This window comes from Nostoc flagelliforme FACHB-838, assembly GCF_014698065.1.
GTDB classification, from domain to species: domain Bacteria; phylum Cyanobacteriota; class Cyanobacteriia; order Cyanobacteriales; family Nostocaceae; genus Nostoc; species Nostoc flagelliforme_B.
In genome coordinates this window covers 26,880-51,319 of sequence record NZ_JACJSI010000015.1, presented here as the reverse complement: position 1 = coordinate 51,319, position 24,440 = coordinate 26,880, and the positions used below count along the sequence as shown (strand labels likewise).

Annotated in this window: 17 protein-coding genes, 1 tRNA gene and 1 pseudogene; 9 read left to right on the top strand and 10 right to left on the bottom strand. The window is 42.8% G+C overall.

The window, feature by feature from the left end; genetic code table 11:
- The first annotated feature begins 81 nt into the window (after nt 1-81).
- Complete coding sequence (cobN, locus tag H6G97_RS10570) at nt 82-4,230, top strand: cobaltochelatase subunit CobN (protein ID WP_190940566.1); 4,149 nt, start codon at nt 82-84, stop codon at nt 4,228-4,230.
- Nucleotides 4,231-4,239: 9 nt separating this feature from the next.
- Nucleotides 4,240-5,379: a peptidoglycan-binding domain-containing protein gene (locus tag H6G97_RS10565; RefSeq protein WP_190940565.1), complete on the top strand. Its 1,140-nt coding sequence runs from the start codon at nt 4,240-4,242 to the stop codon at nt 5,377-5,379.
- A gap of 130 nt (nt 5,380-5,509) precedes the next feature.
- On the opposite strand, the gene H6G97_RS10560 is transcribed toward H6G97_RS10565, so the two are convergent.
- The 4 genes from H6G97_RS10560 to lipA all read right to left on the bottom strand — a co-directional run bounded on the left by H6G97_RS10560 (nt 5,510) and on the right by lipA (nt 10,214).
- Nucleotides 5,510-5,965: a Fur family transcriptional regulator gene (locus tag H6G97_RS10560; RefSeq protein ID WP_012407750.1), complete on the bottom strand. Its 456-nt coding sequence runs from the start codon at nt 5,963-5,965 to the stop codon at nt 5,510-5,512.
- A gap of 473 nt (nt 5,966-6,438) precedes the next feature.
- Nucleotides 6,439-7,689, bottom strand: a complete 1,251-nt coding sequence (sigC, locus tag H6G97_RS10555; protein ID WP_190940564.1) for an RNA polymerase sigma factor SigC — start codon at nt 7,687-7,689, stop codon at nt 6,439-6,441.
- A gap of 680 nt (nt 7,690-8,369) precedes the next feature.
- Nucleotides 8,370-9,305: an NAD(P)H-dependent glycerol-3-phosphate dehydrogenase gene (locus H6G97_RS10550; RefSeq protein WP_190940616.1), complete on the bottom strand. Its 936-nt coding sequence runs from the start codon at nt 9,303-9,305 to the stop codon at nt 8,370-8,372.
- Nucleotides 9,306-9,329: 24 nt separating this feature from the next.
- The gene (gene lipA, locus H6G97_RS10545) at nt 9,330-10,214 is read right to left on the bottom strand and encodes a lipoyl synthase (RefSeq protein ID WP_190940563.1); all 885 of its coding nucleotides are present in this window, start codon (nt 10,212-10,214) and stop codon (nt 9,330-9,332) included.
- A 136-nt stretch (nt 10,215-10,350) separates the two neighbouring features.
- Between lipA and H6G97_RS10540 the strand changes: the two genes are divergently transcribed.
- Nucleotides 10,351-10,424 (top strand) — tRNA-Pro (locus H6G97_RS10540).
- Between the two features lie 219 nt (nt 10,425-10,643).
- Nucleotides 10,644-10,958, top strand: coding sequence for a YkvA family protein (locus tag H6G97_RS10535; RefSeq protein ID WP_190940562.1), 315 nt, complete (start codon nt 10,644-10,646; stop codon nt 10,956-10,958).
- Between the two features lie 95 nt (nt 10,959-11,053).
- On the opposite strand, the pseudogene H6G97_RS10530 reads toward H6G97_RS10535, so the two are convergent.
- A pseudogene (locus H6G97_RS10530) lies at nt 11,054-11,431 on the bottom strand (GxxExxY protein).
- 41 nt (nt 11,432-11,472) lie between these two features.
- Nucleotides 11,473-14,679 (bottom strand): glycoside hydrolase family 15 protein, encoded by a 3,207-nt coding sequence (locus H6G97_RS10525; RefSeq protein ID WP_190940561.1) that lies wholly within the window; start codon nt 14,677-14,679, stop codon nt 11,473-11,475.
- 383 nt (nt 14,680-15,062) lie between these two features.
- Here H6G97_RS10525 and H6G97_RS10520 point away from each other — a divergent pair, with 383 nt between their 5' ends.
- From H6G97_RS10520 to H6G97_RS10510, 4 genes are all read left to right on the top strand, one after another.
- Entirely contained in the window at nt 15,063-15,494 is a 432-nt protein-coding gene (locus H6G97_RS10520; RefSeq protein ID WP_190940560.1) for a DUF4112 domain-containing protein, read from the top strand.
- 130 nt (nt 15,495-15,624) lie between these two features.
- On the top strand, nt 15,625-15,756 hold the full coding sequence (locus H6G97_RS54715) for a hypothetical protein (RefSeq protein ID WP_277883282.1): 132 nt from the start codon (nt 15,625-15,627) through the stop codon (nt 15,754-15,756).
- A gap of 208 nt (nt 15,757-15,964) precedes the next feature.
- The gene (gene mgtE / locus H6G97_RS10515) at nt 15,965-17,317 is read left to right on the top strand and encodes a magnesium transporter (RefSeq protein WP_190940559.1); all 1,353 of its coding nucleotides are present in this window, start codon (nt 15,965-15,967) and stop codon (nt 17,315-17,317) included.
- Between the two features lie 80 nt (nt 17,318-17,397).
- Complete coding sequence (locus H6G97_RS10510) at nt 17,398-18,426, top strand: aspartate carbamoyltransferase catalytic subunit (protein ID WP_190940558.1); 1,029 nt, start codon at nt 17,398-17,400, stop codon at nt 18,424-18,426.
- A 134-nt stretch (nt 18,427-18,560) separates the two neighbouring features.
- On the opposite strand, the gene H6G97_RS10505 is transcribed toward H6G97_RS10510, so the two are convergent.
- Nucleotides 18,561-19,265: a P-loop NTPase family protein gene (locus H6G97_RS10505; protein ID WP_190940557.1), complete on the bottom strand. Its 705-nt coding sequence runs from the start codon at nt 19,263-19,265 to the stop codon at nt 18,561-18,563.
- 520 nt (nt 19,266-19,785) lie between these two features.
- On the opposite strand from H6G97_RS10505, the gene H6G97_RS10500 reads away from it, so the two are divergent.
- Nucleotides 19,786-20,226, top strand: coding sequence for a pentapeptide repeat-containing protein (locus H6G97_RS10500; protein WP_190940556.1), 441 nt, complete (start codon nt 19,786-19,788; stop codon nt 20,224-20,226).
- Nucleotides 20,227-20,296: 70 nt separating this feature from the next.
- On the opposite strand, the gene H6G97_RS10495 is transcribed toward H6G97_RS10500, so the two are convergent.
- The 3 genes from H6G97_RS10495 to H6G97_RS10485 all read right to left on the bottom strand — a co-directional run bounded on the left by H6G97_RS10495 (nt 20,297) and on the right by H6G97_RS10485 (nt 24,433).
- On the bottom strand, nt 20,297-21,637 hold the full coding sequence (locus tag H6G97_RS10495; RefSeq protein WP_190940555.1) for a TldD/PmbA family protein: 1,341 nt from the start codon (nt 21,635-21,637) through the stop codon (nt 20,297-20,299).
- Between the two features lie 124 nt (nt 21,638-21,761).
- Complete coding sequence (locus H6G97_RS10490; protein ID WP_190940554.1) at nt 21,762-23,234, bottom strand: TldD/PmbA family protein; 1,473 nt, start codon at nt 23,232-23,234, stop codon at nt 21,762-21,764.
- Nucleotides 23,235-23,605: 371 nt separating this feature from the next.
- On the bottom strand, nt 23,606-24,433 hold the full coding sequence (locus tag H6G97_RS10485; protein ID WP_190940553.1) for a glycosyltransferase family 2 protein: 828 nt from the start codon (nt 24,431-24,433) through the stop codon (nt 23,606-23,608).
- Nucleotides 24,434-24,440: the final 7 nt, after the last annotated feature.

Sequence of the window (24,440 nt, the reverse complement as noted above, 5' to 3'; positions counted from 1 at the left end):
GGTAAGAGGGGGCTAAATGCAGGGAAAAAATTTTGTTTTGATTATGTACTAACCAACAATTTAAAACGGTAACACAGGATTATGCATCGTATAAGTAGCACACCGGGTGGATGGAATCAGTCAGAAGGTTTATTTTTTTTAGAACAAACTCCCGCGCCTTTTGTATTGATTACAGCTGCTGATACTGACATTCAAACCTTGGCAGCTGCGGTAACAAAATTACCCGCAAGCTTTCCGGCATTAAGAGTCGCCAACCTGTTGCAATTGCAGCAACAATTAAGCATAGATACTTATGGAGAGCAAGTTTTGGAACTTGCCCAAGTAATTATTTTGCGCCTATTAGGAGGACGTTCTTACTGGGGTTATGGATTAGAAGTAGTGCAAGAAATTGTCCAACGAAATGGTAGAACCCTCATTGTAATGCCAGGTGATGATGCTTTTGATCCCGATTTAATTTCTCAGTCTACCGTGCCTTTGGGTATTGTTAACCAGATATGGCAGTATTTTAGCGAAGGCGGCGTAGAGAATTTCGTTAATGCTCTGCAATTTATTTCTGATACTTGCCTGTTAACTACATACAATCCGCCGTTACCCCGTTCAGTTCCGCGAGTGGGATTGTATGAATGGGGAGCAGGGGAGGTACGGGACAAGGGGACAAGGGGACAAGGGGGACAAAGGGAATTAAAAAGTGATTCATCCACCTCAGAACTCCGTTCATCCACCTCAGAACTCCGTTCATCCACCTTTGAACTGGATGAATCCACCTCGGAACTCCGTTCATCCACCTTTGAACTGGATGAATCCACCTCGGAACTCCGTTCATCCACCTTTGAACTGGATGAATCCACCTCAGAACTCCGTTCATCTACTTCGGAACCTCATTCCCAATTCCCAATCCCCAAAATCGGCATCCTTTTCTACCGCGCTCATTATTTAGCCGGAAACACCAAAGTAATTGATGCTTTATGCCAAGCCTTAGTACAGAAAAATTTACAACCAGTGCCAGTGTTTGTTTCCTCATTGCGTGAACCAGATGTGCAAGTTGAGTTGAGTGAATTTTTCCAACCTAAAGAAGCCGAATCAATCGCTGTACTGCTGAACACCACCAGTTTTTCTCTAGCACGGTTGGAAAGCGAAACACCCCAAACCGAACTATGGGAAAAATTAGATGTACCTGTGTTGCAGGTAATTCTCAGTGGCGGATCAATTGAGCAGTGGGAGTCACAGTTTCAAGGGCTTTCTCCCCGCGATATTGGGATGAATGTGGCGCTACCAGAAGTAGATGGGCGGATTATTACTCGTGCTGTGTCTTTTAAAGCCGTACAAACTCGTAATCCGCATTTAGAAACAGATGTGGTAATTTATGAACCAGTGAGCGATCGCATCGAGTTCGTTGCTAAACTAGCAGCAAACTGGGCGGGTCTACGTTCTAAACCACCCCAAGAACGGCGAATAGCCCTAATTCTGGCAAACTACCCCAACCGCAATGGCCGCCTCGCCAATGGTGTAGGACTCGACACCCCAGCAAGTTGTGTAGAAATTCTGCAAGCTTTACATCAGGCTGGTTATGAAGTAGAACATCCACCTGCTCAAGGAGACGAGTTGATTCAACGGCTGACAGACGGTGTAACCAACGATCCAGAAGGTAGAGAATCGCTTCCGGTATACCAAAGTGTTTCTTGGGAAGAATATCAAGAATATTTCGCTTCATTACCGCCAGCAGTTCAGCAAGGTATTAGTGAACGTTGGAAAATGGCGCAGGGAGCAGGGAGCAGGGGAGACGAGTTTTCACCTCTGCCCCCTGCACCCCGCCCCTCTGCCTCCATCCCCGTTCCCGGAATTCAACTTGGCAACGTCTTCGTGGGAATTCAGCCAGCAAGAGGTTATGATGATGACCCCAGTTTGAATTATCATGCGCCGGATTTAGAACCAACCCATGCTTATTTAGCTTTCTACTATTGGGTTAGAGAAACTTTTGGTGCTGATGCAGTAGTTCATGTGGGAAAACACGGAAATCTAGAATGGCTACCGGGTAAAAGTGTGGCTTTATCGAGTAATTGTTATCCAGAAGTGGCTTTCGGCGCACTTCCCCACCTGTACCCGTTTATTGTGAATGATCCTGGCGAAGGTTCCCAAGCCAAACGTCGCGCTCAAGCGGTGATTATAGATCACCTCACGCCGCCAATGACTCGTGCGGAACTCTACGGTTCGTTGCAACAGTTAGAAAATTTAATTGATGAGTATTATGAAGCCGACAGTTTAGATCCTTCGCGTTTGCCAGTGATTCGCGATCGCATCCACGAACTGGTGATCAAAGAAAATCTCCATCTAGATTTAGGAATCCAAAATGAAACAGAAATTTTTAAGTCTGAATCCTTAATTTTGAATTCCATCGGTGGTTATCTTTGTGAATTGAAAGAAGCCCAAATCCGCGACGGGTTACACATTTTCGGGCAATGTCCCCAAGGAAGGCAGCTGCGAGATTTAATAGTAGCGATCGCTCGCATACCCAATCGCCATTCTTCAGGTATTACCCGTGCGATCGCTCAAGATTGGGGACTAGATTTCGATCCCCTCACAGCCGATTTGTCAATGACTAGTGGTGAATACTCAATAGTCAATGGCACAGAATGCCGTACCCTCGGTGATATCGTCGAAGTCCTAGAAGAACACGCCGCCTTTTTAGTCGAACAACTAATAAATCAGGACTCAGAATTCAGAATTCAGAATTCAGAATTTAGAAATCAGAATTCTTGTAGAGACGCGATTCATCGCGTCTCTACTTGGATACGCGATCGCCTCCTTCCCGCCTTACAAAAAACCGATCAAGAAATCACCCATCTATTACACGGACTTGATGGCGGTTACGTCCCCAGCGCTCCATCTGGCGCACCCACACGCGGCCGCCCAGAAGTTTTACCAACAGGGAGAAACTTTTATTCTGTCGATATTCGCGCCATTCCCACAGAGACAGCTTGGGATATCGGTAGAAAAGCTGCTGAAACCCTCGTTGAATATTACACTCAAGAGCATGGTGAATATCCCAAAACACTAGGTTTATCACTGTGGGGAACAGCCACCATGAGAACAGGCGGTGATGATATAGCCGAAGCCTTAGCTTTACTCGGAGTCCAACCTGTCTGGGATGGTGCAGCGCGGCGAGTAGTAGATTTTGAAATTTTGCCCTTGGCGATTTTGGGGCGTCCCCGTGTAGATGTCACCTTGCGAATTTCGGGATTCTTCCGCGATGCTTTTCCCAATTTAATTGACTTATTCGATCAAGCAGTGTCAGCAGTAGCAGACTTGGATGAACCGCCAGAACAAAATCCCCTAGCGGATGCAGTTCGCCAAGACACTGATTTGTGGACAAGTCAAGGATTAACTTTAGAAGCAGCCGTGGTGCGATCGCGCTATCGCATCTTTGGTTCTCGCCCCGGTGCTTACGGCGCAGGACTCCAAGGTTTAATCGAATCCCAAAACTGGACAGATGACGAAGATTTAGCCCGCGCCTACATTAATTGGAGTTCTTACGCCTACTCTTCGGGAAGCGGTGCAGGGGCAGGGGGAGCAGGGGGAGCAGGGGGAGCAGGGGGAGCAGGGGCAGGGGGAGCAGGGGAGGATAAAATTTCCAATCTCCAATCTCCACTCCCCTCCGCCGAAGCCTTCAAGCAACGCTTGGCGCAAATGCAAGTTGTGCTGCACAATCAAGATAATCGTGAACACGATCTACTAGATTCTGATGATTATTACCAATTTCAGGGTGGCTTAACAGCGGCGGTGCGTTCTCTACAGGGGAAAAATCCTCAAACTTATTTTGGAGATAATTCTATACCCGCTAAACCACGCGTTCGTCAACTGAAAGAAGAAATTGCACGAGTGTATCGTTCTCGCGTAGTTAATCCCAAGTGGATTGCAGGAGTCATGCGCCACGGATACAAAGGAGCCTTTGAAATGTCGGCGACGGTAGATTATTTATTTGCCTACGATGCAACCGCAAAATGTGCTGAAGATTATATGTATCAAGGTATAGTAGATGCTTATTTACTTGATCCAGTTGTTGTAGAATTTATTCAGCAAAATAATCCTTACGCACTGCGTGATATTGCTGAAAAATTATTAGAAGCACACAAGCGCAATTTGTGGGAGGATGTAAATATAGGAACATTAGAAGCTTTGAGGAACCTAGTACATCAAGCTGAAGCAGTTATCGAAGAAAAATCAATGGTGTAGGAAACAAATATGGAAAATCTTGCGTATTTGCACCTAGCTTTCGCCTACGAAGACAGCACACCCAGTGAATTGGTCTCCCTCAGTTCTTTGTTTAACAAAGCAGCTGCACCAGACTGGAAAAGGCTTTCTGGTAGGGCTTGGAAGTATATGTTGCCCCTTGCTCTGTCTTTATCTATTCTTGGTGCCGTCAGTAGCGTCATGGCACTGGAAAAAGGCGATCAAGTCCCTTCCGTCAGAAATCTACAACAAAAGTTGAGAACAGCAGGTTTTTACCAATCCTCTGTTACCCAAGTATATGACGCATCCACACAAGAGGCTGTGCGGCGCTTCCAAAAAGCCGCTGGTTTACCAGTAGACGGCATTGTTGGCGCAAGCACCCTGCAAAAATTAGAAAATTGGCAAGCGAAAAAACCCACAACTGGGGCTACACAAGCTAAAAGAACCACTGCTGTAAGCGCACAAGCCAGAAAGTCCAGCACTACTAGTTCAGCTAGTTCAGCTAGTAGCCAGCGCCGCAATTCCAACTATCTTGCTAAGGGGGATGAAGGTGAAGAAGTGAGAGCTTTGCAAGAACGGTTAAGAGTTGCAGGCTTTTATTACGGAAACGCCACAGGAATATTTGGCCCAATTACCGAAGAAGCTGTCAAGCGGTTCCAAGATTCTTACAAATTAAGCGTTGATGGAGTTGTTGGCCCAGCAACATTAAGTAAATTGCCGGGAGTGGGCATCGGTGATGGAGAAGAAGCTCCCAAAAAGGTAGTCAATCGAGATAAACTTCGTGTAGGCGATCGCGGTGAGCCAGTTAGAGTTGTTCAAGAACAATTGATCCAGGCAGGATATTTAGAGGGAGAGCCAAATGGCTACTATGGCCCCTATACTGCCGATGCTGTAAAGAGGTTTCAGGCAGCTAATTTCTTAGCAGCAAGTGGTGTTGCTGGCCCAACTACGCGAGCTAAGTTATATAGCTCAGTTAATACTGCTAGCAAAAGCGAATTTAATACCCTAGAAATCCAAACGCGATTACGGGAGCGGGGTTTTTATAAAGGCAAGCTGAACGGTGTGATGGCAGATGACACCAAAAAAGCGATTAAACAAGCCCAACAATTCTACGGCATCAGTCTCAAGGATCTTAAGAGCGGACGCTTTTAACATCCGCTTTGGCGTTGTTAGTATCAGTCCCCAACTGGTTGCTTGCCTCCAGTAACAGTAAATTACGAACTGCTCAAAATTCCATTTATTTGGTTAATTTGAGTAGTTTTGTTTTTTATCCATCCAAGTGCTAAAGCGGCATTAGTGCCCGTTGGCACTTGGGACACACTGCATGAATGGTCATTTGACAGTCAAGCAGGTGAAAACCTTCTTTTTGAGCGGTTTTTGACCCAATTTTTAAAATTGAGTCGTTTTTAAACTCAATGGTTGAGTTGCATCTAACACAAATTAAGTGATGGTGGTGATGGGGATAGGGCTGGTTGATTTCATAATGCTTATGTCCCTCGCCCAGTTCTAGTTCCCGTAAAATTCCCATCCTTGCCATCAACTTCAAAGTTCGATAAATAGTTGACAGACTGATCCCTTCACCATCAGTTTCCAGCCGATGATAAAGATCCTCCGCACTCAGATGTTCACCTTGCGGAAGTTCTTGAAAAATGTGTAAAATTGTTTCGCGCTGGGGAGTTAATCGCCAGCCTCGTTCGTTCAGTTCTGCCTTGAGTGAAGTAGTTGTGTAGACAGTCATACTAATAGTTCTCAACAAAGCTTGTTAGTTGAGAATATAACAAATCTTGGGAGCAATTTGCAACAATCATTGCCTATTGACAATTCTTACTAAATATTTAAGAACAATTCATAAAATCTCGATCAAAATTCAAGTAATAAGCTGTAGTGCATTTAATTTGCATACAGCTAATAGTTAGGATACTTGTAACGATTGCATCCCTTAACTTTAAATTTTGCATAAATTAATTTTGAATTGTGCAGCTGCTCCCCACCTTCAAGATATCTAAGCAAAGGTATGGGAAAAGCTTTGGAGAATTAAATGCAAATAATTTGCTACAAGCCTCTAAAAGGCTTTGAATATCGGATCAAATCAGCCCTTTGTCCATAGTCATTTGTCAAGTGTAGTTTTGTAATGACAAATGACCCTGCGGGTTCACCAGTTGCTCATGGGGGAAACCCCCAAGACCGCACTGGCTCACTAATGACAAATGACTAACTTAGAGACTCCAAATAGTCACGGATAAGGTTGCGACGCTTGGGCTGACGTAGCTTTTGCAAAGCCTTGGATTCTATTTGTCTGACTCGTTCTCGTGATAAATCGAGAGCGCGGCCAATTTCTGCTAAAGAGTAAGGATGACCATCTGCTAAACCAAACCGCATCAAAATTACATCGCGTTCCCGGCTAGTTAAATCTGACAGAAGATGATGCAAATCTCTTTGTAAAGATTCTCGCATTAACATCTCTTCTGGAGTTACACTGTCGGTTTCGAGTAATTCGCCTAATTCAGTGTCTTTATCCTTACCTACCTTAGTTTCCAAAGAAACGGAGCGAGGAACCCGTAACAAAACTTCTCGTACTTGGGTCGGTGTCATCTCTAACTCAGTTGCTAAATCCTCTAGAGTTGGAGTGCGACCTTTTTCTTGAGCAATTTTGCGTTGGGCCTTTTTGATTTTGTTTAACTTTTCGGTAATATGAACCGGTAGGCGGATCGTGCGACTAGAAGTAGCGATCGCCCGTGTAATTCCCTGACGAATCCACCAGTAAGCATAAGTACTGAAGCGATAACCCTTAGTGGGGTCAAATTTTTCTACAGCCCGCTCCAAACCTAGTGTGCCTTCTTGCACCAAATCCAACAATTCCAAACCACGATTTTGATACTTCTTAGCAACAGACACAACTAGGCGAAGATTGGCCTTAATCATGTGTTCTTTTGCTTGGAGTCCTTGGGACTGAACTTGCTCCAACTCTTCTACAGTCAACTTGGCGATTTCAGCCCAGCGACGTTTCCCATTTGCCAAAGTTGGTCTAAGATCGGATAAAATTATGTCAGCAGTGGCAGCCCATCTTTCCAAAGACGGGCGATGTCCTAGTTCCGAGGTTAGACGTTCTTGAACTTCAATTAACCTTAGATAGGGTGTAATCACTTCATCCCCTTCCTTGGCGGCCTTAGCAAGTACTATCCGCATCCGCAAGTAACGCTGGACTTTTTGAGCTTCTGAAACCTCTTCATCTCGCCCTAACAAGCGAACCCGACCAATTTCTTGAAGATATAGACGTACTAAGTCTGTACTCCGACGGTTAGTACTAGCAGCAAAGTTAGCATTGTCAGCAGAAGCGATTTCTAGCTCCTGTAAATCATCTACCGATAACTCACTGTCATCAACCGTGAGATCCGAGTCCAAAGCCTGGCGGGACTTTTTGGTGTTGTAGGGGGCGTCTGTATAAAAAGATGTTGCTGGCATAAAGATCGTCTCAATGGCTCCAGGTAACAATAGATTTCGGTCAGCTTAGATTACGGTCAGCTATTCAACTGTTGCTATTGTTCCCGTGATTTACGATGAACTAACATGGTTGAAGGTTCCATTACAGTTTTTTTTAGAAATTAACTATAAGGGTTTTATTCGATACAAGATTACTGAACTTAATCGGCTGATAAACTTTTGATTCAACCAATAGCGATTAAATTCGCAGCTAGGCTTTCAATATTTCAACTACTTAGTTAATATTTCAACCTAGATGGGTTTTTGATAGTAACTTTTGTAACACAGTATAAACATCCTTCGGTGAATGTCATCTTTATAATTGGCATAGTCACATTTACACGGCTACAAAAGTAATATCCTGACGATTTAGCAATTTTTTCTCAGGATTATTTACGTATAAGTAGAACTAATAGATATTAGGAAAGTGATTAGTCTTAACTGCAAAAATTCTATCTATACGGAGATTAAGTGACGCAAACAGTAAGTAATGCGTCCTCTTCGGTAACAGTATTAACCCGTCAATTTCAACTTTACAGACTACTGGTAGTCTGCCAACCTAAAAATTCTGGGTGAGGATTGGGTAAAGGTTAAAGGAGAAAAGATCAAACACCTTTCCTCATTTCCCTTTACCCCGCCCTTTTGACTTCCGCCTTGCGGTGCTAATAGTTGTACTCTGGCTTAATATCTCGAAGCATCAGTTCATCAAGTGCTTGTCTGGGTGTGATTTCGCCTTGCAGTAACCGATAAACTTGCTCGGTAATTGGGACAGCGATGTTTTCTTGCTTGGCTCGTTGCATCAAAACGCGGCAAGTGTTCACACCTTCAGCTGTTCCTTGTAAATTTGCGAGAGTTTCTGTGAGTGACTTACCACCAGCTAGCTGATAGCCGACTTGGTAATTGCGACTTAAGGGACTATTGCACGTTGCTAACAAATCTCCTAGACCTGATAAACCATAAAATGTTTCCGTCTTTGCACCCCAGTTGTTGCCGATGCGAACCATTTCTGTAAGTCCACGGGTGACTAAAGCAGCTTTGGCATTGGTTCCCAGTTGTAAACCATCGCATACACCAGCTGCGATCGCAATCACATTTTTCAGTGTTCCCCCTAGTTCCACTCCCAAGGGATCAGGATTGGTATATACCCGGAAACGATGAGAAGAAAACACTAACTGCACTACTTCCGCAGCCGTGGGAATATTACTGGCTACCACGCTGGCTGCTGGTAATTCCATTTGAATTTCTTTTGATAAATTAGGCCCAGACAAAACAACTACCGGATGGTTAGGGAATATTGTTTGCCAAATTTGTGACGGTGTACAGGTGGTTTGGGGATCTAAGCCTTTGGTCGCTGTCACAAAAATTGTCTCTGGAGAAAGGGGGAAAGACTGGACTTGGCAAGCAACATCTCTCACACCAATCATTGAAATAGCGGACAGAACTATTTGGACATCTTTTAAAACTGCTTGGAGAGTTTGGGAACCTTGACGCGACCACACGCGCACCTGATGATCATTTGCTATGGCGAGATTTGCCAGAGATGCACCCCAAGCACCTGCACCAAGAATTGCAACGGAAAGTTTTGTGTTGGAGTACATCTGTTCACTCATAAATCCTAATTCCTAACTCCTAACTTTTGAGCGTGGATAACGTTTCATTAATTCCCTAACTTGTTCTGCATGATAGGAGCTTCTTGTCAATGGTGAAGAAACAACTTGTAAAAATCCGATTTCTTCGCCGAATGCTTTCCAGTCAGCAAATTGTTCTGGATTGACAAATTCGTTTACCTGCAAATGTTTTTGACTGGGTTGGAGATATTGCCCAATGGTCAAAATGTCGCAATCGACAGTTCGCAAGTCTTGCATGACTTGGCGAATTTCTGCGTCAGTTTCACCGAGTCCAACCATGATGCCGGATTTAGTGTATGTGCTAGGAGAAACTTGGCGAGTGCGTTGCAATAATTCTAATGTGCGATCGTAGTTTCCTTGGGGACGCACGCGGCGATATAGGCGTGGAACAGTTTCGGTATTGTGGTTTAAAACCTCTGGCGCAGCTTGTAGAATTAACTCTAGAGCATTCCAATTACCGCATAAATCAGGAATTAGTACCTCAATTGTGGTGTTGGGTGAGACAGAGTTAACTGCATCAATACACGCCATAAACTGAGATGCACCACCATCGAGCAAGTCATCTCGGTTTACAGAAGTGATTACTACATGATTAAGGTTCAGGCGGCGAACAGCTTCCGCCAGTCGTGCAGGTTCTGTCGGGTCTAGTGGTTTAGGTTTCTTCTCAAAATCAATATCACAGTAGGGACAAGCGCGTGTACAAGCCGGGCCCATAATCAAAAACGTGGCAGTCCCAGCGTTGAAGCATTCACCAATATTCGGACAGGACGCTTCCTCGCAAACTGTATTGAGGGCTAAATCCCGCAAAATTTCTTTAACGTTACCAATGCGCTCAAGCTGAGGTGCTTTCACCCGCAACCAGTCTGGTTTTACAGTCACAATCCGCTTTTACCATTAGAGTTATACAAATTTAATCGTAGCAAGCAAAGTCTTTGATGAAGTGATCATATATAGATGTAATTCTGATATTTGCCACTGGTTGTGATATTCTTAATTTACAATGCCATTTTTATGGCGGGATGTGGCGCAGCTTGGTAGCGCACTTCGTTCGGGACGAAGGGGCCGCTGGTTCGAATCCAGTCATCCCGATTGGTAGATATTGAATAACTAATTATTTGTGAAACTAGATAAAGAGGCAAACAATTTGTTCTCTAAATGAAGATAGTTATAAATATTCCCAGTTGCCTACTTGTTTGTATTTGCTGACAGATTATTAGTAGCGTCTTCCAGACTAAACTAGGGCGGTTATTCACACCGGAAGTTTCTAGGATAGTTTGTCAAAATTAAAGATAACTGGAGGTTCAAAATATGAAATTTTCAATCCAATCACTTTACGCTTGGTATCGCGATGTGCTTCGTAACCCCAAGTACCGTTGGTGGGTAATTTTAGGAACATTAGTCTATTTGGTTAGCCCATTTGATGTTCTCCCAGATTTTATACCAGTTGTGGGACAAATTGATGATGTTTTCCTTTTGACTTTGCTAGTTTCTGAGGTGTCTGGGCTAGTCATTGAGGGCTGGAAAGCTCGTAAGGGTGATCTAGGTACTGAAGTGCCTAATACTACTGAGGGTTCTACATCTAGTGGAAGCACTATTGATGTTGATGCTGTTTCTGTTAAGTAGTTTTAATAAAACCCCTGCTTTTGAAATCTGAGGTGGGGGATATTTTTTAACGCAAAGGTACGCGGAGGGAAGCGCAGAGGTTCGCAGAGGGGGAGTTAGAGGTTGTTGGCTACGCGTTTGATGCCTTCTTTGAGGTGGAGGACGTTGAAGTTGAGGAGAAGACCTAGTTTGCAGTTTGCTAGTTTGAGATAGGTTAGGAGTTGGACGGAGTGAATCGGGTGGAAGGATTCTACAGATTTAATCTCTACAATTATTTGGTTTTCGACAATCAAATCTAATCGATAAACGCATTCCAATTTCACTTTTTGGTAAACCAGAGGCAATGAAATTTGTTTACTAACATTCAACCCGGCTTTCTTCAACTCCTAATCCAAGCACTCCTCATAAGCCGACTCTAACAAGCCAGGCCCCAAAGCAGTATGCACCCTCATCGCACAACCAATAATTACCCCACTCAAATCATTCTCTCTCATCCTCTGCGCCCCTCTGCGTTTCCCTCTACGCTCCTCTGCGTTTAAAAATCCTTCACAAATTCCGTCAAGAATCTAAATGCCTTCAAAATATAACTAGCGCAATCTCTAGGTGAAGTATTGTAAAACGATCGCCACGCACTCGCTTTATCCTCGTCATAGCGATCGCTGCGATGAGTATGGTTTTCCAGCCACGCCAATCGCACTGCATGGCCAACTAACACATCCAATACGATATATTCTTCAATTTGCAGCTTGGGATTATTGGCAGCGATCGCAGCTAATTCAATTAATGCTTCAATATTTACTTGTCGATATTCTGGAGCTTCGATTTTATTCAGCAAATGCTCAACTAACAGAGCAAAATTTCTTTCACCTGCTGTCATTTCCGACAGCATTATCTCACTATCTAAACGATTGCGCCGCTCTAGTTTATCGCCAATTACTAGACCCTTGCAATGTTGCATTAATAGCCAAACTTGTTTAAAAAATTCTTTTGGTACGCGCCCCGTCGCACCCTCGGCTTGGCGAAAACGTCGCCAACCGCCTGGCGGAACTTCTATCCCTTCGCCGATTCCTGGTAGCACCACCCAAGCAATATCACTTTCTTTTTGTTTAACATGCAGTGATTCTTGCTGGCGCAACAGGTTACTCATGCCAGTATATCCACTTAATACCTGACGCAAACGCACTTTAACTTCAAAGGGTGAAAGTTGCATTAAGCGATCATAAGCTTCATCTTGAGTAACATGCAATTCCCGCGCTAGTTCGCTGGTGATCAATAAGATCAGATAGCCGACTCTCAGCGTTAGTAGTCCCTGGAATAGTTCGGGTTCTGAGCGAATTAAGATACCAACATAGATTAAAATCTCTTGAGTGAGGACGCGATCGCGGATATCCTCACGACAAAAATGATTAATTTTATCGGCAATTTCATCGTGGGGCATGGGTACGCTAATCAAGGATGCTTCACTGTAAGCTTTACCCACAGCAATTTGCTTACCTCGCACCAAAATACTTGTCACTGCATCTGATAGGCTGATATCAACCATTTGCCTTAACCCCGCAGCCCGGCGTACCACTGCCCAAATACCTAAATCTCCAGCTTTGGTATAAACTTCATCGAGTAAATCAGCAACGGTGACGCGATATCCTGGCCCACCATATCCCGTATCAAATTCCATTCCCTGCAAGCGAGTTAAAGTTTGCAATAACTCAATTTGCTCGTAGATATTCTCTGATGAACGCAAATAAGAAAGTAATAACCCCAAGTTGGTTTCACACTCCATTTTAAATTCTTGGGTATGTCCTAAGCGCCAGTTTTTACCAGGATGATAAGCTAGATAATAGCAACGTGGACTAGCATTTTTCACTGGCGATCGCGAGAATTCTGCATTGGGAAGAAAATCAATTCTTTGGATTCCAGCTGTTAGCATTAGCTGATTTAACCGCCCTAATTTCACCCGTACACCGTTACAAACACCATCTTTCAGTTCTTGCATCAATTCTAGTAGTGCTTCCGAACCTGCCTCTAACATTGTGTGCGTCAACATTAAAGTCAAGGTAGGACGACCTAAATCACTCCAATATTTTTGAATGTAAGCTAGTTCGCTTCTAATTTGATCCAATAAAAAATGGTAATCAAGGGTTAAGTAAAACTGTTGAGAGTCAGAAAAGGAAGGCAAAAATACAATTGTTTCACCGCTAATCCGAAAGATTCTAGATGTTGTTAAACTCCGCAACCTTCGCACTGGGCGTCCAGTTAAACCAAGTTTATCATTACGTCCAATTTGGGTATAAATAGCTGAAAATTCTCCAGCTTTTCTCACTTGAATTGGTTCTACTTGGGCGGGTGTTTGCGCTTCAATTCCGTGAACTTCTAGTTTTGTTTGTAAATCTTCATCTTCTGCTAACAAGGCAATTTGTACCAATGCCTCGCGCTGTTTCCCCACACACAAATGTCTTCCCAAAGGGTCGATATCACCAACCGCCAGTAACCCTTCACTCAACATTTCACCGAGAAAATATAAACTCTGCGCCCACACTAAAGGAATATTTTCATTGGGCAAACGTGGTTGTGTTTGAGGCGCTAATTTTTCTGCCTCTATGTTTTCGGCTGGAACATAATAAAGTTCTGGCAATAAACGCAAACCATCTTGTTCTATAAGTAATGATTCTAAAAGCTCTTGGTATTTTTTTACTTGTTCTTGTTCGCCGCGAAATAATCCATCTAGAACTAAATAAGTGAAAAATAACGGCCATTCGCATTCAATATGCTCAAATTGCTTGAGTTCCCACGGTTCGTAGTGCAAACGATGATTATCTTCTAAAACGGTTTGGTGTCCATCACGCAGAAAGCGTTTGCAGCCGTATTTACCTGCGAGTTTATTGATAATATCGTTTAAGGTGCGATCGCGTAACTGCAAATCTTCCACTGCAAAGGCAGGATAACTAATAATACTTAACAGCGCCGCATCAATTTCTTTGGAACCAGATTCTCTCGGTAATAAGGATTCTAAAGTAATCCGGGCGCGGGCAATTTCATCTGGTAGCACATGAATCACCGATGCTTGACTACCACGCACACCAAACAAATCCAGTCCATTGATAGCTTCTAAAGCAGCTTTTGCCATACCTACAGAACTGGCATTTAACTCAGCACTACCACGATTAATTTTATTACCACGTTCCCAAATGCCATAATCTGGTGTGCGGTAAGCTCGTCCAATGTAGTAAACTAAATTTTGGACGAAATTCACTTCATCAATGGTATAAATTATTTGCAATCCGGCTGCCGTCATTTGCGCCAATATCAGTAAAAATATAGATGTGGCATCAAGTTGCAAATGTCCCCATTCATCATCACCAACAACAATGTCACCCGTCGCGGTATTATATTTTGCGTGCAGTCCATCTAATAGCGATTGAGTATGTTTAAATGTCTCTACTTTATGAGCCTGTCGCATCATTGCAAAGAGTAACCCGCGCATCAGTTTGATGACACTGTGTTCTAGTTCATAGGTGCGTCCTTTGTCGTCGTCAATCTTGCGGTATGCAAGTCCTAAACCCCAAACTGCCAAAATGCTATAAACGTTGTCTCGCACCCAGGCATCAGTATAATCGCCGTGGGCTGTAATCGCTGTACTCGCAGGTAGTAAACCAGTAATTGGATTCTGGCGAGTCAGGATGATCGTTTTGATTTGCTGGTAGTAATAGTCCAGGCGAGTTAGCAATTTGGTAGATGTTTTCATGGTTTGGTTCAGAACAACTTGCAAAATTTGACCCTGTGACTGTCAAGTGAATTACCTAAACCAAGCCAGAATAAGTTCTGTAATGGTTGATGGGACAACAGCTAAGGGTGGTGTGAGTTTATCATTATCTCCTGTTAATACGCCTCTGGGTACTGAATTTTAGCGATCGCAAACTAAAATATGATATTTGTTCAAACTTCTAGTTAGCTTCTCGTCAAATCTGTGGATAGATAAAGTTGACACAGCGATGCTGCAATAGTTCTGCGGGTATTATGGGGCGCGTTAGCTTAGTCAGGATTTTTATTCATAGTTCTTATTTCTAACGGTACAAGACAAAGAACTAAAAATAGTGCAACTTTAAGAGTAGTGTAAAATCGTAAATTATGGACGCTGCCAAACGCCTTGCTACTCTAAATCGCATCCGCAAACTCAGCCGCTTGATGGATACATCAATACGTATCCCTCTAACAGGCTTTCACATTGGAATAGACCCAATTATCGGTTTAGTTCCGGGTGCTGGTGATTTAATCAGTACAGGGTTTTCAGCTTACATCATATTTTTAGCTACCCGTTTCGGCATTCCACGTCAAGACTTAGCCAAAATGATTTTTAATGTTGGTTTGGAAACAGTCGTTGGTACTGTGCCTTTTGTGGGTGATTTGTTTGATGCTTTCTATAAGTCCAATATTCGTAATTTGGCAATTTTAGAGCAACACTTGACAGTGGTTGAACCGAAACTCGAAGAAGTTGTTTATGATGTTTACTCTCATAATGAAACTATAAAGCATATCAGTAATCAGAAATCGCTAAAATAAAATATTTAAATTACACAGAGCTAGACGAATTTGCTCATCTCGCCTGCGGTGTACAGCGAGAGCCTAATCTCCCACCTGAGATGCCTCCGGCGTACACACAAGTCGGAAAAACTTCATCCACTAAAGAATTGTGGTGCGTTACACTGGCGTGACAACGCTAAATTGTTGCAATCATGGTGATGCCTGCGGCGCGGCTACACCAATGGATTTGTTATTTCGGCGATCGCATTTATTATTTTTGATTAAATTACTCAATGGTTAAAAATATCGCAGATGCTGAATGCTGATCTTCAGTATCTACCGGAGAGCGCTATTCCGGGTTAGGATGATGACTAGCGATGCCTTAATTTAGATATCGATATTGAATTGTTGAAATTTTATGGGCAATAGTCCACCAGATGGCAGTATCAACCTCCTCTGAGCTGGCGAGGAAGTCTCCCAGCGCGGGGGAGACTTAGGAGATATATCTCATGCTCACACAAGATATTCGTGATTTGCTGACTGATACTACCGATTTAAATCAGTTGAAATGGGATTTAAATCGCTTGCAACCTGTGGATGTGGGAGATTACATTACACAATTGCCTGAACAACAACGCGCGATCGCATTTCGTTTACTCAACAAAGCTCAGGCAATTGATGTATTTGAATATCTGCCAACAGAGGTGCAGGAAGAACTACTTAATTCTCTGCATGATATCCAGGTAGCGCAACTTGTTGAAGCGATGAGTCCTGACGAACGAGCAGAATTGTTTGATGAACTACCTGCTGGGGTAATAAAACGGCTATTGCAAGAACTGAGTCCAGAACAAAGGCAAGCAACAGCAACGATTCTCGGCTATCCAGAAGGCACTGCTGGGCGGGTGATGACAACCGAATATGTGCGATTACGGCAAGGATTGACTGTAGGTGAAGCCCTAAGTAAAATCCGCCGTCAGGACGAAGACAAGGAATCTATTTACTACGCTTACGTCACAGATGACAATCGGACGCTGGTGAGAGTGGTTTCACTACGCCAACTGCTGTTTACCTTTCCCGATGTTTTCATCAAAGATATTGCTAGCGATCGCGTCATCAAAGTTAGAACTGAAACCCCTCAAGAAGAAGTGGCGCGAATCATGCAGCGCTACGACTTAATCGCTATCCCCGTAGTTGACCGAGAAGACCGATTGGTTGGCATCGTCACCATTGATGATGTGATGGATATTTTGGAAGAAGAAGCCACAGAAGATATCCAAAAACTGGCGGGTGTCAGTGGTGATGAAGCAGCTTTATCCTCTCCCTTACTTACCATCCGCAACCGCTTACCTTGGCTGTTGGGAATTATGGCACTATATATTGGTGCAGCCAGTGCGATCGCGCCTTTTCAATCTGTAATTGCCGCAGTGCCAGTCTTAGCAGTCATCATGCCGATTTTTTCTAACACTGGTGGTACTGTTGGGATTCAATCATTAACAGTGACAATTCGCGGCTTGGGAGTGGGAGAAGTAACATCCAAAGATACAATGAAAATTCTTCGCAAAGAACTTCTAGCAGGTTTAGGCACAGCCGTAGTTTTAGCTGCAACGATGATGCTACTTTCCTTAATTTGGGCGCGGCCCCAAGAGCGATGGGTAGCTTTAATTGCTGGAATGGTAATGGCAACTAATACAATTGTGGCTGTTACATTTGGCACTTTATTGCCAATGGGTTTGACACGGCTGAAGCTTGACCCTGCTTTAGTCAGTGGGCCGTTAGTGACTACAATGCTAGATACAATTGGGTTTTTAACGTTTCTCAGCTTAATTTCTCTAGCTTTAAACGTTTTACATTTACCAACGTAAAAGGATTGGGCATTGGGCATTGATTATTTCTCCCTTATCTCCCTCAGTCCCCAATCCCCAGTTTCCACCCTGCAAATTCTATGCCTACTACTACCTGGAATCGTCATCACGTTCTTTCCCTAGCTGACTTTACGGCTGCTGAATATAATACTGTTTTGCAAACTGCTGCCAGTTTCCAGGAAGTGCTATCACGGCGGACGAAAAAAGTACCAACCTTGCAGGGACAGGTGGTGGCGAATTTATTTTTTGAATCTTCTACCCGCACTCGCAGCAGTTTTGAACTCGCGGCGAAACGCTTAAGTGCAGATACCCTGAACTTCGCCGCAGCATCTTCCTCTATGACTAAGGGAGAAACAATTCTCGACACGGCAAAAACCTATTTGGCGATGGGAACTGATATTATGGTAGTCCGCCATCGAGAGGCAGGAGTACCAAATGCGATCGCAGCTGAAATGGATCGTCTAGGTGTAAAAGTTAGCGTCCTCAATGCTGGTGATGGTCAACATGAGCATCCTTCCCAAGCACTGCTCGATTTATTTACCATAACTACTCTAATTGACCCAGCTAGCCCCCGGCTGGAACTTTTAAAGGGGAAAAAGATTGCCATCGTTGGAGATATTCTCCATTCTCGTGTGGCGCGATCAAATATTTGGAGTTTAATTGCCAGTGGTGCCGAAGTGCATCTGGCAGCACCACCAACCCTTTTACCTAAGTTATTTGCTGAATATATATGTGAAGAGTCAGAAGTCAGAAGTCAGGAATTATTCTCCGACTCCCCCACTCCCCAGCTTTTTCTACATTGGCAGCTAGAACCAGCTTTGGAGAATGCCGATTTTGTCATGACTTTGCGCCTGCAAAAAGAACGGATGACGGCTCATTTACTGCCAAGCTTGCGAGAATATCATCAGCTATTTGGCATTACAAGCACAAAAGTGCAACTTTGTAAACCTAATGTCAAAGTTTTGCATCCAGGCCCAGTCAATCGTGGTGTTGAAATTAGTTCTGAATTGATGGATGATCCAGAGTTTAGTCTTATTCAATCACAAGTTACCAGCGGTGTCGCTGTTCGGATGGCGCTGTTGTACCTATTAGGTAGCGGCAAGGCTTAATATAATCTAAGTTTGAATACTTCTAGGGACTTCCAAGAAATAATGTCAATATTGGCTTCTTTGGCCAAAGTGGTAAAAACCGAGTTCCAATAGATTTTTCATTCATTGGAATGATTAAGCTCTCTAAGGCAAAGCTATTCAACTTTTTCATACCAAATCCCTACTTTCTCAAAAGCAGCATAAGCAAGCTTCAGAAAATTCATTACTCTCTGTCTCCCAATTATCCCAAATTCTTTGTACTCTCTCGCCTCCGCAAACGTCAGGCGGTTTTGGTCAATTATGTTTCTTTCTTTATATGCTAACTTCGGAAAATCTATAACTTTTATCTTATATTTATTTACTATTTTCTGAAAGTTTGAGTCTGACTCTATATGCTCCCAATCATCACACAGCCCTAAATTCCTTACTAGAATATGAGGGATTCTTTCACCGTAGATATTCACTGACTGAGCAAACAGGTTGATGCTGTCGTATCCTCCTGTCGATACAAACCATTTGCAAAACATCACTCCCTGCGAACTTGCTAGTTCAAGTAATTGATTAGAATCAATCCACCCTTGTACTGCTCTATGCGATTGTGCGGCTAAATTCACAATTACTGGCTTCTCTATCGCCCACTCGAATATTCTATCTGCCTTATCAGCCTGTCGTTCATTCTCACTAAACACAGCATACTTACATATCTCCTTATACACCTCTGCTACATCTGGATTCGACCTATCTGTGTCTACTGCTACAAATGGGATTTTCTTATCCAGGCAATACTGAATCATTGTCCTGGTAAAGAGAGATTTCCCTACCCCGCCTTTCTCACCATCTACCAAATGAATCGTCGGCATTACAGCCACCTCTAATACTTATTCAAGTCTGATACATCTTTGCCGTGGCTTAGAACTTTTTGGAAGTCCATGTCCGCTTGATTATCTACTAAAGCCCAAGAACCCAAAAGAAAAGAGTCAAAGCCATACTTTGTCTCCCCTCCCCGCAAGCCTACGGTGTAAACACAAGCCCTGATATCATGTTCGGCAAATCACTTATAATATGTCATTGCGAATGCAACGAAGTGGAATGAAGCAATCGCAAAGGTTTGGGATTGCCGCGCTACGCTCGCAATGACATAAGTATTAAGTCGAACATGATATGACTCAAGGTTTAACTGGAGCCAGAGTCTCATATATCTAAAATTCTTACTAAGAATCTTTTAATTTTACTCCTATCGGACTAGCTTACGGAAGAATACCTAATCTCCTAGAAATTATATATTCCTCCGATCGCATGAATACAGAATTCTGTAATTTTGGCACAGTGGGATGGTGAAAGTTAAAAATTTAACAACTTCTAGAAGTGTCGGAGGTAAATATGAAACGAATTTTTTTGACGGCAGCAGCTTTACTCAGCACGCTATCTTTAGCTGCTCCTATTCCCGTCAAAGCAGAAAATTCCGCCCCTGTCCGCCGCTTACTGCAAACTAGAGAATGTTCTGGATGTAACTTGACAGGAGCAAACCTTAAAGGCGCTCATCTGATAGGGGTTGACCTGAGAAATGCAAATTTAAAAGGAGCCAATCTTGAAGGGGCTAACTTAGAGGGTGCTGATTTAACTGGTGCTAATTTAAAGTCTGCTAATCTCACAGAAGCATTCGTTAATGGTACTAGTCTAAATAATGCTAATCTTACCAACGCTGATTTGAGTAATGCTCATTTATATAATAGTGACGTAGATGGCGCTGTTTTGGCTGGTGTTGATTTAAGCGGTGCTGATGTATTTAATACTGCCATCAGTGTAGGTGGTGAATATTAATGGCGAGTAAAAATTTCGAAGTGATGAGTTAAGAGTTATATTAAACTCCCAACTCTCCACTTTTTAAGTTTTATTCACCAGTAATCGATAGTTCATCAACCCAGATTTTCGGGCAGACTCCCCCTGGCGTTAACTCTGCCTCTTTTTCTACATAAATAATTGACTTTAAGAGTTCTAAGAAATCGCCAGCAACCGTTGCTGACTCAATACTCGTCCTCACACCCTTATTAACTAGCCAACCATCAAACGGCAAAGAAAAAGAACCTTGTAATGATTTCACTCCAGCGTGGAGAGCTTGTAAATCATCGATAAGAATCACATTTTCAGCCGTTTCTAAGCTAAACTCCTGCTCAGGAGTTGCTGTTGAGAAAACGTGATAAAAATTAGGACTGACGCTAACTTTTGCGCCAATACTGGCATTACCCGTGGGTTGGGCATTTAATCTTTTAGCAGTGCCGGCACTATGGAGAAATCCTGTTAAAACACCATTTTCAATCAGTGAAATTTGACGGGTAGGAGTTCCTTCACCATCAAAAGTTTCTGCACCTACGTTGGCTGGGTGCAGTGCATCATCATAAACTGAAAGCAAAGGAGAAGCGATTTGCTTTCCTAAATCATCAGGAGTAGATAAACTTTGATTGTCCAAAATACTTTGGGCATTAAACAAGTTAGAAAAACCACCCAACAGACTTAAAAAAGCTTCCGCTGAGAAAACAACTCGATATTTACCAGTCGGAATTTTTTCATAATTCAAGTGACTGATAGTTTTCTCGGCAGTTTCTTTGATGCAACCATTAATATCTAGATTATCTAAACTCTGGTTGATTCTAAAAGCACCTGCACTGCGCGGTTTTTTTCCATCTTCCTCAGTTTTGCTGTAAAGGTAAACTGATGCCAAAGAGTGAGATTCAGTTCTTACTGCGCCATCGCTATTGAGATAGAATCTGTCAACATCTCTTTGTGATAAACCGTTATAAGGTACACCTCTAATTGCCGGATGAACTGCTAGTAATTCTTTTTCAGCTACCAGCAATTTTTCTATAAGTTCAGCAACAGGTGCTTGGGGTGCTTTATCTTGAGGTTTATTTGGGATAGGAGTAGTAGCGTCTGGACTAAAGTCAGGAACATTTTCTTTAACACCAAAAAAACTAGCTTCGTAGGCAGTTTTCAAAGCTAATTCCAGTCCCTTGGGGTCTACATCTGTAGTGCTGGTGACACCCATTGTATTATCTTCATTCCAGACACGAACAATAACACCAGAACGATTTGAAGCTTTGACTTGTTTTGGCTCTCCTTGGTCTACTTGCACATTAGTATCATCTACTGTTGAGCCATAAATGTCGAATTTCTTAATACCAAGTTTATCAGCATTGTCCTTGGCAGAATTTGCAATTTCATTGATATTCGGCATAGTCAATTTTGGGTTTGGGATTTTCTCGCTCCCTGCTTTAATCTGGGAGTGTAATAATGGAGAGCTTGTGCTTCCTAGATAAAATAAGAAGGCGTTTCCAGGTAGAACCTGGAAGTTGATGAGTTTATCTTCCGCCAACGGTAATAGAATCAACCTTGATGTGGGGTTGTCCAACTGTGGTATAAATACTGCCACTGACTGAGCCACAGAAACCTGGTGCAATTTCTAAATCTTGGGAACACATGGAAATTTTATTCATAATTTCCTTGGCTTCACCAATGAGAATTGCTCCTTTTAGTGGTTTGGTGATTTTGCCATTTTCAATAAAATAAGCTTCATCAACACTAAAGTTAAATTGACCTGTAGCACCAACGCTACCACCACCCATCTTTTTACAGTAAATACCTTTATCAACAGAGGCAAATAATTCATCAATGGTATATTCGCCAGAATCAATATAAGTATTACGCATCCGGCTAGCAGCGGCAAAGGTATAATTTTGGCGGCGTCCACTTCCAGTTCTGGGGTGTCCGGTGCGTGTAGAACCTGTTCTATCTGCTAAAAAGTTTTTCAGAACGCCTTTTTCAATCAATAGGGTTCTTTGAGCAGGCATACCTTCATCATCCATGTCAATTGTCCCAAAGGCATTTTCAGAGCGCCCTTCATCCCAAGCTGTCAAACTTTCGTGGGCAATTTTTTCGCCTTTTTTGTCAGCAAAGGGAGAGGTATTGCGTTCTATTTGGGTGGTTTCTAGCAGGTGTCCGCAAGCTTCGTGAAAGATTACGCCGCCAAAGTGATTGGCCATAATTATGGGGTAAGTACCCGATTCTACATAATCTGCGTAGAGCATTTTTCCAGCAGAATCTGCTATTTTTTCGGCAGCTTGTTGAGAATCCCAAGTTTTTAAGAAGTTCGCATCACTAGTATTGCCAGCGCGATCGCTAATTGAGGTACGATTAGCACCATCAGCACACAATAGGTTAAATCCTACTGATTGGGTGAGGCGGATGTCACGGGCAAAAGTACCGTCACTAGCAGCGATTAAAACTTCTTGCCAATCTCGAAAATAGGTAGCACGGCGCGATTGGATGTGGCTAGCTTTTTGCTTCAGGTGAGCAGTACCATCAAGAAGGATTTCTCCCATTTCTCGGATGGAGCTACACACTGGTAGCCATGCATCTTTACCTCTTTTTGTGGCGTAATCTCTCAATAATTCCAGATTGATTTCTGGGATGAAAGCTTTAGGAGTAGGTAGTTGCAATCCTAAGATAGAAAGACCTTTTTCTAAGGCTGCTTTCAAACCGGAAAAAGAAAGGTCATTAGTGCTAACGTAGCAGTCGGCTTTACCGCGAAATACTCTGACTCCCGCGCCTGTAGACAGACTGGGTGAAATACTAGTGATGGAGTCTTCTTCTGCCAGACAACTGATATAGTTGCGACGTTCTAAAAATAATTCGATGAAGTCAGCACCAGCGGCGCGTCCTAGTCCTAGCAGGGTAGCCAGAGGGGCTTCCCAGGTTTCATCGAAACGCTCTGGTGTGGAAGAATATTGGAGGGTGGGAAGTTGATTCGAGAGAAGTAGCGTACTTGTAAGCATGGGTAGCCTCGTCTGCTGGCGTAGTTCAGAGATTTGACTGAAAAATCCTGGTGTGTTCAGTCTAACAAATGAGCAAAAGCCACAGTTGCTAGAAAAACGTGTGGATTTCCCTCCTCTTCAGGAACGCCTTGGCAAATCCGCCCGTAGATTAGATAGAAGTTTGGCACTATATAAGCAAAGCCCGCAAAGGCGGGCTGAAATTTTTAAAGTTTTCACTTATTGAAGAGTTAAGTGTAATATACAATACAATTTATATGTATTTACTTAGCACTATTCTCAACGAAAGAAGTCATAAGTTAGGAATGAAATGCAAGAAACTCTATCTAAACCTCGTCCATATTGAAACCTCGAGTTTCCAACTTGACTCAGGTTTATTTTCGAGTTCCTATTTTCAGCGGAATTCTTAGTGTTTCTTGCTTATTGAAAGTCTGACTTAAATTAGCAGTAGTTGGCGCTGGCGATGTTAAATTCTTAAACAATAGCTTTAGAGTTCGATTAATAGTTTTAAGAATTTTCATTTTGCTGGCACTAGGCTTTTGATCATATCTCAAAACCATTGGAATTTCTGCGATTTTTGGTTTGAGTACTTTAGCTTTCAGCAGTAAATCTATCATGCAAGCAAACCCACTTTCAGTGAATAGATTGTCTCCATAATACATATCCAGTTTACTAAGGAAAGTACGGTTATACAGTCTGTAACCACAGGTATAGTCTCTTACACCTTTTACACGGGCTGCAATTCTAAAAAGCCAACTCGCTCCATAACTCATTATCTCTCTAAATTTTGACAAGCCTATAACTTTAGAACCTTTTCGATATCTAGATGCGATCGCAATATCATAGCTACCAGCTATCATAGTGTTATACATCTTTATTAATAATTCTGGTGGTTGAGTGTTGTCGCAATCCATTGCAGCTAAAAAATCGCCTTCCTTAGAAATTTCTAAAAAAGTTGTAAAACCTGTTTTAATTGCTTGACCTAAACCAGCATTTTTGGAATGTTGGACTAATTTTAGTAATATCCCCAGTGATTGCGATACTTCTAAAGCAGTCTCAGCAGTTTTATCACTACTGCCATCATCAACAAGAATCAGTTTTATCTCCATATTAGAGATTTGTTGCAAAGTTTGAAATCTTTTGAACAAGGGGCGAATTGATTCTTGTTCGTTGTATGCAGGTAAAAGAACAAAAAGACTCATAAGTAAC